This is a genomic window from Bacillus sp. A015 (assembly GCF_053851875.1).
Window position 1 is genome coordinate 86,778 of record NZ_JBSPZB010000013.1, and the last position, 15,746, is coordinate 102,523.

The 15,746-nt window shown below is 46.2% G+C and carries 3 protein-coding genes; all 3 read right to left on the reverse strand.

The genetic code is table 11. The annotated features are described in order from the left end of the window. Positions 1-13 precede the first annotated feature (13 nt). Positions 14-10,147 carry an amino acid adenylation domain-containing protein gene (locus ACSLGF_RS12365; RefSeq protein ID WP_456005842.1) on the reverse strand — a complete coding sequence of 3,378 codons (10,134 nt, stop codon included), beginning with the start codon at positions 10,145-10,147 and terminating at the stop codon, positions 14-16. Between the two features lie 63 nt (positions 10,148-10,210). Beyond that, on the reverse strand, positions 10,211-14,044 hold the full coding sequence (locus tag ACSLGF_RS12370; RefSeq protein WP_456005845.1) for a non-ribosomal peptide synthetase: 3,834 nt from the start codon (positions 14,042-14,044) through the stop codon (positions 10,211-10,213). Positions 14,045-14,089: 45 nt separating this feature from the next. Then, a partial coding sequence (locus tag ACSLGF_RS12375; protein ID WP_456005848.1) for a condensation domain-containing protein occupies positions 14,090-15,746 on the reverse strand: 1,657 nt, incomplete at its 5' end.

Here is a 15,746-nt window from a genome sequence, read left to right on the forward strand (position 1 = left end):
TCTTCTTCTCCTCCTACATCCAATCCAAAATCTGAATCTTGCTTTTTTCAGTCCAAACGCCGACATCCCCTGTCGGATAGAGGTATTCGCCTGTTTGATGTTTGAATGGATGCGGAATTTTATGCGTCTTCATCCAATCAGCAAGCTCCCCACAAAGTGCTTTTATATCCTTTGCACCGATAAAGATATCTCCAGGAAAGCCTATCGGCATGAGCTGATGCTCTTCACTCAGGACATAAATTTCCGTTTCACAGGAAGGATCATGCACACCTGAGTAGACCTCTTCTTGGTCTGGATACAGCACGCTGACTTGTGCGTTTCTCGCCCAATCGCTGATCATCCGTTCTTTTTCTTCATTTGTCACGATCGTGAAGGAAGAGAGCGGTGTCTCCACTTGTTCTGTCATGGCTTCAAGTGTGTGAATCAGCTGCTGCATCAGCGTCTGTATTTGCTTTTCTGTATATTGATTTAAGCGGTATGTGATCCGAAGCTCCATCGTATCTCCCGGGACAGCCACAAGGGTTAAGTCATAATTCGTTTCTTCATGGCTTGTGATGTCTAAGATGCGTACGCCATACGGCTCAATGGATTCAATCGGATAGTTTTCAAACACGACAATGCTGTCAAACAATGATTCTCCACTTGGGATATCGGTCATCTGCTGAATATCTGGCAGCACCGTATACTCAAATTCTCGCATGTGAAAAACGGTTTCCTGCGTATGTGCCAGCAGGCGGGCGATGGTCCAGTCTGGTGCAATCGGCAAACGGAGCGGCAATGTGTTAATAAAGAGCCCTGTCATGCTTTCCACCTCTGGTAAGTCCGCTGGCCGGCCAGACACTGTCACACCAAATATGACATCCTCTGAGCCTGAATGAAGGTGCAGGAGCAGCCCCCACGCTGACTGTATCAGTGTGCTCATCGTGACCTTCTGCGTGCCTGTCATCTCTTCCAGCTTCCGCTGCATCTGGGGCGTCAGTTTGACGCTGACCTGCGTGATACCTGCTCCTTGATCCGAAGCATGCTCGCCGTCTCCAGGAAGCGGTGTTGCTTCCTCTACCCCTGACATATAATGTTTCCAAAACGTATGCGCCTTCCCTTGATCCTGCTTTTGCAGCCACTCAATAAAATCTTTATATGGACGTACAGCAGGAAGGCTGATCTCCCGTTCGTCCACAAGTGAGCGATATAACGCAAAGGATTCTTCTATAAAGCTGAACAAGCTCCAGCCATCTATTAAAATATGATGAAAGCTAAAGACAAACGCACATTTTCTCTTCTCACAATGGAATAATGCAATACGGATAAGCGGTTTATCAATATCTTCTAAATCGAAATCCTTTGAACGATCGGATACTAAATAGTGTTCAATGATCTCCTTCTGATCCGTTTCACTCAGGTGGCGCACATCGTGCTGAGTGAGGTGAATACTTCCTTCTGATTGAATCAACTGGACAGGCTCCTTTAACCCTTCCCAAGCGAATCTTGTCCGCAAAATCGAATGACGTTCTACAAGGAGATTCCATGCTTGTTCATAGGCCTCGCCGTCCGTTAAGCCTTCGAGCGTCATATGCACCTGACCAAAGTAAGCTTGTGACGCTTGATCTAACAGTGCATGAAACAGCATCCCTTGCTGCATTGGAGACAGTGGATACACATCCACCACATTGTCTGGAAGCTCGTCTATTTGCTTTTGCGTGAGCTGAACCATAGGGAAATCAGATGGTGTAAAGCCGCCTCTTGCCTCTATACAATGCGTCAGAATGTCCTCCATTTTTTCTTTGAAACGCTCAGGTAACAGGCGCACATCTTCATGCTGGAGCAGCTCACGATTGATCATAAAATTCATTTGAAGCTGTCCATTGACAACGTATCCGTACACATCAATCAAATGCTGCCTTTCTGCTTTTGGATCGTGTACATACCCATTTCGTTCATCTGCTAAATAAAGCTTTACCTCGCCATCTGTCTGATCTAACTGTCCAAGGTAATTAAAGCTCATCTGCGGCGCTGCCGTTTTGAGTAAACGAGATTCTGTCATGTATTGAAGTAAGCCATAGCCGATCCCCTTTTGCGGCACAGCTCTTAAGGTTTCTTTGACGTCTTTGATTTGTCTCTCAACATCGGTTTTGATAAAAGGAATAAAAATAGGATAAGAGCTCGTAAACCAGCCGACTGTCCGTGACAAATCCATCTGTTCAAATAAATCCTCGCGTCCATGCCCTTCTAACGTCATGAGTATTGGCTTTCCAACGGCTTGCGTGAGTCCTGATAAGAGTAAATCGTTTACCTCTGTTCGGTACGCTTGAGATGCCTGCCTTAGTAAAATGTCTGTTTGTTCCTTCGTCAATTGAACAGACAGGATCTCTGCATGTTCTTCTATATTAGAAAGCGCAGGCGTTTGAAAAGGGGAACCCTCTTCCTCTTGATCCGTGATCTTTTGCCAAAAAGAGGCCTGCTCTTGTAATTGATCTGTTTGTGCATATTCATATAGTGCATCTGCCCACTGCTCATAGGAGGCGGTTTTCTTTGCAAGTACTATGTCCTGCCCCGCAGCAAGCTGCTTCAGTCCATTTAATACATCTTCTTGTATAATGCGCCACGATATTCCATCCATGACGAGATGGTGGGCAGCGATGAAAAGCTCTGACGTATCATGACTTGTGTGAAAAAGAATAGCCTTGATCACTTCTCCTCGCTCTAATGACAATGTTCCTTGACAAGCTCCTGTCTCTAATCGGATTTGTTCAAGCGCTTCCTCCTGAGAAACATCCGTCAAATCAAAGCATGTAACACAAGGGGTGATGCCGGGCTCACGAATCGTTTGGATCCACGTGCCATCTGCCTCTTTTGTATATGCCGCTCTCAGCATATCGTGATGATCCACAAGCTTTGAGAGAACCTGTGTCAACTGCTTTAGCGGCACGGACTGCTTGAATTCGAAATGTGCCGATAGATTCCAATAATCTTGGTTTGTCATCGATTGCTCAAAGAACCAAGATTGGATCGGAAGCAGACGAACATCTCCTGTAATAGGTGACTGATCATAAGACACTGAGACATCTGCCTTTTTCATGGCACGGGCAAGCTGTGAAATGGTCTGCTTTTCAAACACATCTCTCGGCTGGATGATGTAGCCTTCCTGTGCTAAGCGTGCCACCATTTGTATGACAATAATGGAATCTCCGCCAAGCTCAAAGTAGTTATCATGTACACCGATAGAAGGAGCACCAAGCAGCTGAGACCACACTTTTTCTAACACTCGTTCTTCCTCACTGGCTGCCCTGTCAATTGGCCTCTCCACTTCTTCCTGTCTCCACTCTGGCGGCGGGAGACGCTTTTGGTCTACCTTGCCGTTTGGCGTGAGCGGCAGTTCATCCAGCTCCATCAATAGGCTTGGCACCATATAATCTGGCAGCATTTCTTTTAATGCTTGGCGAATGGCTTGCTGGGTCAATGCTCCTTTTTGGACAAAATAACCGATCAAGCGTTTATGACCACTCTCGTGTTGATGCGGGATAACAGCACATTCTATGATGTCCTCAAAGCTCAGCATGGCGGCTTCAATTTCTCCACATTCAACACGGTGTCCGCGAATTTTCACTTGATGATCAATTCTTCCAAGGCAGTCGATGATGCCATTTGACAGCCAGCGGCCCATATCGCCTGTTTTATATAAACGCGCTCCTTCTTGGAAAGGATGCGGGATAAATGATTGCGTTGTTTTTTCTTCATCTCCAAGGTAACCAAGTGCAAGCCCTGTTCCGCCAACGTAAATCTCACCGATGACGCCTTGCGGGACTGGCTGCAGCTGGTCATCTAATACATAGGCTTGTGAATAAGTGATTGGCTGACCGATTGGAACCGTCGCCTGACCTTCGTCCAATGCTCGAATGTGATGCACACAGGAGAACGTCGTATTCTCAGTTGGTCCATAGCCGTTTAAAAGCCCTTCAGGCAAATACGGCAGTGCTTTACGGATATGAGCGGCTGACAAAGCATCACCGCCGACCAATAATGCGTTGAATCCAGATAAGGCTTCTGGATGTTCCTCTGTTAACCGATTGAACAGCGGCACAGTCAGGAACCCTGTTGTGATCTTGTAAGCTTTCAGCGTGTCAGCCAGCGTATCCATTGATAAAATCGTATTTCGATCGGTGAGTATGAGCCTTCCCCCGTTCAGAAGTGCTCCCCATATTTCATACGTAAAGGCATCAAAAGAGAAGCTCGCGATTTGTAAAATGCGCGTATGTTCATCAAGGGTGACATAGTCTGTTTCACATACAAGCCGGATGACTGCTTGATGCGGGATCAGAACCCCTTTTGGCTGTCCAGTCGATCCCGATGTGTAATTGATATAAGCGAGTCCATCAGGGCTTAGAGCAGCCGGGATGACTTCTGCTTCTGGTAAAAATTCTTCATACCCCTCGTCAAGACAAATGAGCTCGGTTTGACTGATCGACACCTTTTTCAGCCATTCGTTTTTTGTCAGCAAAAGCTGAATGCCTGTATCCTTCAGCATATAATCAATACGTGATTCTGGATATTCAGGATCAATTGGCACGTAAGCGCCCCCTGCTTTCACAATCGCCAGCACTCCAAGAATCATTTCAGGCGACCTGTCGATAAGAAGACCGACGGGTTCATGCGGGATGACTCCTCGTTGCTGCAAATAGGCGCCAAGTCGATCGACTTTCTCTTGTAACTCGCGATACGTCCACTGCTCTCCCTGGGATTCGAGAGCAACGGCATGAGGTGTCTTTTTCACTTGCGCTTCAAATCGTTCCGTAATCAGAAGTGAGCCTGCTGGTTGATCCGTTTTGCCGCTCCATTCATAGAGCAATTGATGCTTCTCTTTTTCTGGCAGGAAATTCATTTGTCTGATCGGCTGCGCTGGATTTTCACAAATACTTTCAAGCAGATGCTCATAGTAACGGAGGAATCGATCCATCGTGCCTTCAGAAAATAAGTCCGCATCATACTCAAGTTTTAATTGAAGACCCTCGTCCCCTTCAAAAACAAATAGGGACAGATCGAATTTGGCTGTATCGTTATCTTCAATGGCTAAAACCGATGTCGCCTCCCCCATTGGAGATGCTTCCAGCGGTAAGTTTTGCAGAACGAACATGACCTGAAACAGAGGCTGCTTACCGGCATCACGTACAATGTTCAGTTCATCTACCACCATCTCAAACGGCACATCCTGATGCGCATAAGCGCCGACTGTTGTCTCTTTCACTCGCTCTAATAGCTCTGTAAAAGCAGGATTCCCGCTATGGTCGATCCGAAGTGCCAATGTATTCACGAAAAATCCGATCAAATGCTCCATCTCAGTCCGATTTCTTCCAGCAATGACCGACCCAATCACAAACTCATCCTGTGAAGACAATCGATGTAAAAGCGTAGAGAAAGCAGAAAGTAAGGTCATATAAAGTGTGCTGTCTGTTTTCTTGGAAAGTGCAGAAAGCTGCTCAGACAACGACTTCGACAAGCGGTATTTTTTCGTTTTTCCTCTGTAGGATTGAACGGCAGGACGCGGATGGTCATACGGCAATACCAAGTCTTCCACAGGTGCCGCAAATTGCTCCTTCCAATAAGAAAGCTGCTTATGCAGTGTCTCTCCTGTCAAATACTCCTTCTGCCATAGCGCATAATCGGCATATTGAATAGGCAGTGGCGGCAGGTGAGGCTCTCGCCCTTCGATCATCGCTGTATACCATTCGGATAGCTCTCTCGCGGCAATGCCGATCGACCATCCATCTGACACGATGTGGTGAATGGACATCAGCAGCAAATGATCTGTAGCTGAAAGACGAATCAGCTTCACTCGAAAGAGCGCTTCATTTTCTAATTGAAACGGTGTGCCCGCCTCTCTTTTCGCCCATTCAGCTGCTTTTTGTTCTTTTTCTTCCTGTGAAGCTATGTCTGAAAGATCCACCACCTCAAGCTCTGGAAGGGTCATATGTTCATGAATGATCTGTACCGGTTCATCTCCGCTCATTGTAAAGGATGTTCTGAGCGATTCATGTCTTTGCACCATATGCTGCAGACTGCTCTGAAGCACCTTCACATCTAAAGGTCCATTCATTCGAAAGGAAATCGTATTATTGTAAAACGGCAGATCTGGCTCTAATTGATAGAGAAACCATTGTCTTTGCTGGGCGTAGGACATCGGTATCTCCTGATCCTTTTCCATTTTTCTGATCGGAATCGCTTCATCCGCTTTGGCATGTGAATCGATCCAGTCCGCTAATTCCCCAAGTCTCGTATGTTCAAAAAGAACAGCGAGCGGCACGTCAAATCCCATTCTTTGTCTTACCGCAGACAGCATTTGCGTTGCCTTGAGCGAATGACCTCCCAGTAGAAAGAAATGATCACCGCAGCTGATATTTGAGACATCGAGCAGCTCTGACCAGATGTGTGCCAAGAGTTTCTCTGTCTCTGTTTGAGGTGCTCTGTCATCTGAATCCTGTCCGCTTTCTTCTATTAATTCATTGAAAAGCGCTTCGTCAGGCATCCCGTCTTCTGTTTCTTTCCAACATTCCTCAGGATAGAGATGCACGGAGTATTCACCAGATAGACGAGACTGTAAACACGTATGAATGGAATGATACAGCCGTTCTTCAATCGCCTTTGTTTGATCGGTTTTGAAAAAGACATAAATGGCTTGCTCTTTTTGTATCTCAGCATGCACCATCTCCTGAATCTCTTTCTTCGACCGATCTAATCCCGTATAAATGAGTGAAGCATCTGTCATCAAACATGCCAGCATCGTTTGGAAGCCTGCCTGCTTTGACATCGGGAGATAGCCTCTTTCTTTTAAAATGCCTTTGATCATGGAGCCTTCGCTCATTCCGATCTCATCCCACATGCTGAAACTAAAGCAATACGGCTTCACTGTAGATGTCAGCTTCTGATAATGAGCAAATTGTTCAACGAACTCATTAGCAGCGCAATAGGCGCCAACGGTCATCCCGCCCTTTAACGTACGTGCTGACGAGCTAGAAAGGAATAAGACGTTTGGACGTTTGGAAGCCGCTTCATGAAGCGCAATCGTTCCATATACCTTTGCTTCGTACATGTCATGTAAAGAAACGGACGTCATGTCAGCAAGCAGCTCTTCTTGAATCATGCCAGCGAAATGAATGATGCCATGCAGCCTTTTGCCTCGAGCCACCTCCTGCCTGGAGATGAGGGCTTCAACCTCTTTCGCATCAGTGATATCCACTTTTTCATAAAGAACGGTGCCACCATGGTCTTTCGCCTGTTTCTCGAGTGAATTCAATATGTCTTGCTGCTCCGCAGATAAAGCCTCTCGCTCCTTTCTCCCAAGCAACACGAGGTGTGCTTGATCAGACTTCAGCAGGTGTTCACTGAGCATACGCCCAATTCCGCCAAGCCCACCTGTCATCACGTAAAGCCCGGATGATTCAAATGGCGGTTTCTTCATCTTCTGTTCCTTTTCCAGATGAAGAGGTGATAAAAGAGGAATATAACGAACATCCCCGCGATAAGCAGCAACATGACTGTATTTGTCATGTGTGAGTTCTGCCATAATCGCTGATGCATGGGAATCACTAGATGCCGATTCTGTCAGAGAAAAATCAAGACATTGCACCTTGATAAACGGCCATTCATGCTGAACAGCTGTCATCAGTCCCGCTGTCGTTGCTTTTTCTACATCATGTGTGTGATCCTCCGGCAAATTCACCGCATGGGCTGAGACAAAGGTGATCGCCACAGGTTCCTCATAGACGGAAATCGCTTTTGTTAAAAATAATGCACTCATGCTGCCTGTTTTCTGTGCTTGTTTCGCCTTGGCCACATGAAGCTTGTCTTCTTGGCTTGTATAGTTCCAAAGGTGAATGATGTGTTTCACCGAAACGCCATACGAACGGAGCGTCTCAAAGAGTTGTTCGTAGTCAGACGGCCGATTCGGGTGGATGATGAAGTGAGTGTGAGTGAGTTGTGTGAATTCTTGACCCGGTTCAACCGTAATGCATGTTTGTTCGCTGTTTGAAAGAGATCTCAATTGATCTGCCAGCCCTAATGCGTCTGCAAAGATCACAATGTCCCCTGTTATTTGCTTTTCAGCTGCATCAAGCGGAGCAGGTGTCCACTCCTTTTGATAGCTCCAATCAGGCAAGGTGTGTTCATTTTCTAGTCTGATGTCCATTTCCTTGATGATTTCATCGAATTCGCCTTCCTGCCATCTTGTCTTGAGCTGCGCCCTTTCTATTTTGCCAGAGCTTGTTTTCGGAAATGCATGCTTTTGGACAGGAATAATGTGCGATGCAGACAGACCCATTTTTGTCGCAATATGGGATTTGATATGCTGGCTTGCCCTCATGATATAAGAAGGCTCATATAGCTTCGGTGTAAAAAAGAGAATCAGTTCATCGGATGCAGAAGCCTCCATCCGAACGGAGCAAGCAGCCACAAAGCTCGTTTCTACTCCTGGCACTTCCTCTGCAATGGCTTCAATTTCATAGTTGTGATAATTTTTCCCGTTGATGATGATCATGTCTTTTTCTCTACCGGTTAACGTCAGCCTTCCTTCGTGCAGGAAACCTAAATCTCCCGTGTGAAACCAGCCATCCGTTTGAAATACTTCTTGATTCGCTTCATCATTCTTGTAATAGCCCTTCATTGTCGTTAGCCCTTTGATTTGCACGCTGCCAATGTGATCTTCTGGAAGAAGCTCCTGCTGATGATTGACGATGCGAATCGTGATACCTGGAATCGGTCTTCCCAGCTCTGTAAAGCTGACAGTTTCTGTCTCACGCGCCTCAGCTGGTCTTAGCTGCTCTGTCAGCGATGTTTCTTCAAAGGTCAGTACCCCGCTGTTTTCATCTCCCCGCTCAATCGCAAAGGAGAAGACAACTGCTGATGAGATTTCAGACATACCGAAAGCCGGCCTGATGACATCTCCCTTTAAGCCGTGCGGAGCTAGCAGGTGTAAAAACCGGTGAATCGTCTTCGGTACGACTGCTTCTGCCCCATTGATCATGCAGGTCATGGCAGAAAGGTCCCAAGACCCTGAAGAGATTTCTTTCTCATAATCATTGATCATCGCAAACGCGAAGTTAGGCGCCCACGTCTTCGTTGCACGGTAGCGGTCCATCCAGTCAAGCCAGCGCAACGGCTGAGCGATGAAATCATCTGTTCTTGCCCGAATTTGCTCACAGCCTGTGTACACATTGACAAGGTGGAACATGACGATGCCGCCAATATGGTCTAAAGGCATCCAGTCTAACGAGACATCCTCTTGTGTAAATTGATTGGCTGCCACCGTTCCTTTGACATTCGCAAGCACACTTCTATGAGAATGCTCTACGCATTTTGGCATCCCTGTACTTCCAGACGTTAAGATAAAAAAGACGGAATCATCTGGCGCCGCAGGATGAGCCTCTGTATCCCTTTCTAAAGAAAGCATCGGCTCGACTGCTGCTACACGTAATTGATCTGTGTGCCACAGTAAAGCTAAGCCTTGCACCTCTTCGATCAGTGATTCATCTGTTAAAATGAGCGGATGCTCTAACAGCTCCCATGCATGATGGAGCTTCTTCACTGCGGCATTCATCTCCCGGTAGGTCGGAGCAGCCGATACAAGTGTCGGAACAAATCCGCCTAACACACATGCCCAAAAGGCAGTCACCATCGCATGATTCGATGAAAATTGAAAGAAAACAGGATCGCCTGCCTTTAGACCCAGCTCTCTTAAACCCGTCAGAACCCGCTCGGCGTCTTCCTTTAACTGCGCGTAGGATTGCTTGAGTTCGTTCTCGCTATTCACGATATAGGTGAGTCCATTTGTCATTTTTGCTGCCTCTGTTAAGACGTCCTGCAAGGTCTGTACTCCTGTTGTGACATCTAGATCCCCTCCATAGGAAAGGGCGGGCGGCATGTCCGCTAAAGCAGGCGCAGCTGTTTGCGTGTGTATCGATTCAGTTGCGGCCTCCTGCTCAAAGTGATTGTCGAGAAATAAATGAGAGAGGTGATATGGCCGCGGTCGAATGGTTTTTTCACGCGAAAAAACAGCGAAGCGTTCAATTTCGTTGGTTTGTAAAATGGTTGTCTTTACATCTTGTAAAATCGCATCCATTGATTCATGTACACTAGATTGGTTAATGGTTGATGGTTTCATATGAGTTCCTTTCCTTTTTTGTCAGGCAGGGCTGCAAGACTGCACCCCTGCCTAACCTAAAGTTTACAAGACTGGTTCTCTATTTTTTTGATTGAATATCCTTTTGATCAGCTGTGCATTTTGAGCTGCACATTCTTTATGCTTGAACATTTCAGCGTGTTGACCGTAGCCTTGATATTGGCTAAAAGCACCAGTCGTCGCATGTTCCCAACCTTCCATCCAGTCCGGAATGGCCATTTGTTCTTCAGATTGGATGAAAGCAATATTTGCCTGTATCTCTCCTTGATTCACCCCCTTAACAAATGTTTCATAGTAAGCCCGCGTCTTTTGAGCAAGCGCGTCTTGGACGAGCTCCGCATGAGCCAATTCACTTTGCTTCGACTGATGAACAATCGCTTCTATATCATCATCAATGGATCGTCCTTCTAAATCACTTTCTCCAATTTTCTTATAGGAGTCGATCATGATGACCTTTTCGACTGTACGCCCTGCTTGTTCAAGCGCTTGAACGAGCTCAAAGGCTAGATAGCAGCCGCCAGAGTACCCCATCAAAGTCAGCGGTCCTTCAGGCTGAAGATGCTGGATATGCTGAACGTATTTCGTGATTCGGTGATCAGCTTCTATAAAATCAAAGGCGATCAAACGAACATCATCGAGCGTTTTTGCTGCTTCCTGATAGATAAAGCCATAGCCCGGTAATGGCGGGAGAGCAAAGACGGTTGGCGATTGAGATTCATTGAATACAAGATAGCCAGCGGCTTCCTGGTCCTGCTTTTGAATATAACGACTGATCGCTTCAATCGTTGGCGTCTCAAACAGCAGGTGAATGGGCACCTGGACCTCGAATTCCTTAGACACTTTGGACAAAAGTGACATCACTTTTAATGAATGTCCGCCAAGCTCAAAGAAATGGTCATCCGTGCTAATATCATCTCGTTCAAGCACTTCCCGCCACATCACGAGCAGCTTTTGTTCTACTTCATTTACTGGCAGCTTCACATGGCGCTTTCCTTGCGGCGCCTCAGGCTTTGGCAGCTGACGCTTATCAACCTTTCCATTTGTCGTGAGCGGCAGGTTATCGAGTCTGATCAGCTCATGAGGCAGCATATAAGCCGGAAGACGCTCCTTCAGCCCAGACTTGATCACATCGAGCTTTTCCTTCCATTCATCCTCACATGTGATATAGGCGAGCAGTCTTGTATGATTTGTTTCATCATGGTCAGCTATGAGTGCAGCTTGTTTTACACCTGGATGCACGAGAAGATGGGCTTCAATTTCTGTCAGCTCAATTCGATGTCCGCGAATTTTCACCTGATCATCTACTCTGCCTGCATACTCAATCAGACCGTCTTCTCGAAAATAAGCTAAGTCTCCCGTGCGATACAGCCTTTCACCCGCAGCGAATGGATGCGCGATAAAGGCTTGTTTTGTCAGGTCTGGACGATTCAAATACCCCTTCGCTAGTCCTTTGCCGCTAAGACAAAGTTCTCCGACCATTCCAATCGGCTGAAGCTGTCCTTGCTGACTCAATATATAAGCACTCGTCTGATTGAGCGGCTTCCCGATTGGAATAGAACGTGCCTCTGCCGGTATGGCTTCATCTACAGGATAATAGGTGGCGAAGACTGTTGATTCGGTCGGGCCGTATACATTGATCAGTCTGCCTTTCCCCATCACATCAAAGGCCTTCCTTACATGCTGAACCGATGCCCGCTCTCCTCCAAACAGCACCTTACGCACACTGCGCATCCAGTCTGTCCCTTCATCAACGAGAAGATGGAATAAAGCCGTTGGAATAAACATGACAGAAATGCTTTCTTCTCTAATCAGCCCGGTCAGCTCGCGCATGTCTAAAATGGTCTCTTTTTTCGGCAGTACAAGCTTCGCACCGTTTAAAAGCGCGCCATATACATCAAAGGTAAAGCCATCAAATACACTATTAGATAACGACAGCAATGTATCTGTTTCTGAAATGGTTAAGTAATTCGTATTTTTGACCACACGGGCAATATTGGAATGGGTCGTCATGATACCTTTTGGCTGTCCCGTTGTTCCAGATGTATACATGATGTATGCCGTATCATGTAAACCTGCTTCAAGCGGCAGATTCTCTGAGCTCATCAGTGAAATTTCCTGATCATCTGCAAAAAGATACGTGCCATCAAACGCGAGTGCCTTCGCCTGACTAATGAAGGTTGAATGAGTCAGAAGATGCGTCGCCCTGCTGTCTTTCAACATATATTGAATGCGGCTTTCCGGATAATCAGGATCAATTGGCACATAGGTTGCGCCTGCTTTTAAGACAGCAAGCAAGCTGACAATGAGTTCAGACGTGCGATCCGCTAAAATGGCGATGACCGTTTGAGGTGCAGCCCCATTTTTTTGTAAATGCCTTGCCAATCGATTGGCCTGTTCATTTAGCTCCGCATATGTCATCGTGTGCTCTCCCGCTGATAAAGCCACCGCATTCGGCTGTTTGCGGACATTATGCTCAAACCATTTAGACAAATAGAGCTGATCATGCTCAAGCTCAGGTGCATTCCATTCCTCAAGAATCAGCTGCTTTTCCTGCTTCGTCACGAGAGTAAGTGTGTGAACCGATTGATCTGGATGCTTGATCGCCTCTTTTATCAAAAGAATCAGCTGCTCCTTTAACCGGTGGACAAATGCAGGGTCAAATGCTCTTTGGTTAAAGGCCAGCTTCAATTGCAATTGTTCTCCGGGCGATGCGAGCAAATTGAGATCATAGTTCGATTTTTCATATACCTTCATATCTTCCACAGTAAATCCTAGCAGTGCCTCTTGTTCGTCCTTCTTTGCAGCTGGGACATTCTCAAACACCACAATGTGATCAATGAGCTGCTGCTGACCTGTCTTTGCCTGAATATCATAAATCGGGATATATTGGTGCGGTTCGGCCGCAAGAGACTGCTGCTGTGTTTCTGATAATAGAGAACAAAATGTCATTTGATCTGTCAGTTGAATTCTTCTTGGGATGACATTGATGAACAATCCAACCATCCGGTCAACGCCAGCCAAATCTGCCGGACGTCCTGACACAACCGTTCCAAACAGCACATCATTTGACCGCTGGTACCTGCTCAGCAGAATCGACCAAACCGATTGAAGCGCACTGCTTAACGTGGCGTTCTGCTGCAATGCTAGCTCTGATAAAGCAGCCGTTTCTGCTTTGCTCATAGACCATTCGATTTCGCCTAATTCATGCTCATTTGTTTGTTTTCGTTGTTCTTTAAAGGTCGATTGTCCATCAAATCCTGCTAATGATTGCTGCCAATATTGAAGTGACGCTTGTTTATCTTGTTTTTCCAGCCATTGAATATATTCTTTATATGGTTTGACCGGCTCTAGCTTGTAAGGTTGGTCATGCAAAAGCGCATGGTAAATCGCAAATAATTCCTGCACGACAAGTCCAAAACACCAGCCATCTAGCAGGATATGGTGATAGCTCCATATCCAGCGATAGCTAGCAGGGCCCGTTTGGAAAACGGATGCCCGCATGAGAGAATCCTTTGAGAGGTCAAAGCCTCTCAGTTGATCTTTTTGTTTGAAAGCCTCAATACGCACAAGCTGTTCGTCTTCAGAAAGATCCTGCATGTCCACGACATCAAGTGTAAAAGGACGTTTCTTCAACACAACTTGGACAGGGCGCTTCACTTTTTCATGGAGGAACACGGTACGAAAAATATCGTACCGTTCCACGATGATATTCATGCTTTTTTCAAGCAAGTCATGACGCAGTGTGCCCTTGACGTTCATATCCATCTGCTCTACATAAAAGCCCTTTTCTTGATGATGGAGGGTATGAAACAGCATTCCTTCTTGCATCGGTGACAGATAATACATGTCTTGAACTTGATCCCTTTTAAATTGACTCATCTATTTCATTCCTCCTTTCCCTTTTTCATGACTGATCTAGTGGTGTTAGGTCAATTTCTCCTCAAGCATGTCAAAGATATCATCCATTTCATCCATTTCAAGGTCAGCAGCAGAGAAGTCACTTGGCGTAAACTCTCGCTCGTGACGCGCTAAGCAATGAGTGATGATGGATTGGATTTTCCCCTTCAGCAATGCCATGAACTGCTGTATCGTCTGTTCTTCATATTCACTTACACAATAGGAGCACGACAGAATGAATCGATTGTGTTGAACAAGACCACTGAGGTTCAGCTTATAAACAGCTTCCGAATCTGGGCTTGCTTGGCGCCCCATATCATAGGTTGACGGCCTAAAGAGTGCTGTCGTCACTTCTTGATCAATCTGTCCAAGATAGTTCAAGCTGATTTCAGGATGTATGTGTTGTGCTGCCGGCTCCGTAGCTGTCAGGTATTTTAAAATGCCGTAGCCAATTCCTTTATTCGGCACACGTCTCAGCATCTCTTTCGTTCCTTTAATGGCATCAGCTATTGTCTGACCTGGCTTCGCTTCAAGAACGACTGGATACATACTCGTAAACCAGCCAACCGTACGGGATACATCTAACCCTGATAAAATATCCTCTCTTCCATGACCTTCAAGCTGCACATGTACATGAGATTGACCTGTCCATTCCTGAACGGCAAGACCGAGAGCACACAGAAGAACATCGTTTATTTCTGTTGTGTACGGAAGGTGAATATCGGTCAAAAGATGCTCAGTTTCTGTTTCTGTCAGCTGCATTTGGACCGCTTTGGTTTGAGCGACTTTTCTTACTTCCACTTCATGATCAACAGGTAAAGTGGTAAATGGGATGCTGTCAATCTCTTTCCAATACTCATGTTGGCTTTTTAATGGCTGTGACTGCGCGTAGCGCTCAATCGCCTCTGCCCATTCTTTGAAGGAGTGGGTTTTTGGCGGCAGAACCAGTGTTTGTCCTTGTTCTGCTTGCTGATAAAGAGACATAAAGTCCTCTAGTAAAATTCGGCATGAGACACCGTCAATGACAAGATGATGGGTCACCATGAGTAGATGATCACCGTTTTCTGTATGGAAACAAATCACTTTCATGAGCGGACCTTTTTGGAGGTTCAGCTGACGCTGATACTCATTGGCATATGTGGAAATGGCCTTTTCCACGTCCTGCTCTTTTGAGACATCACGAGAAATAATCGTAAACGGTTCTATGAGCTCCCGCTGATTGTATTGCAGAATGTCACCATGCTCCTCTTTGTACACTATGCGCAGTGCATCATGATGAGAAAGCAGTTTTTGCATGACTTGTTCTGTGATCGCCAAGTCAAACCCTTTTGGCGCATGAAGCATCATCGAGAGATTCCAATGATGCTGACTGCTAAAGTGTCGTTCAAAGAACCAGCGCTGAATCGGCGTCAAAATGACTTCCCCTTCGACAGGTGATTGGTCAGCTGTCATTTGACCAGCTTCTTCGATATATGGACGGAGCTCCGCAATCGTTGGATATTGGAATAGCAGCTTCATATCAAGCTTCCAGCCCTCTTGCGTGAGCCTGCTCGCCATTTGAATGCCTTTAATCGAATCTCCGCCAAGGAAGAAGAAATGATCGTGAATGCCGACTTGGCTCACGCCTAGCACGTCTGCCCAAATGGCACAAAGAAGCGTTTCGACTTCGTCTCTTGGGGCTTCG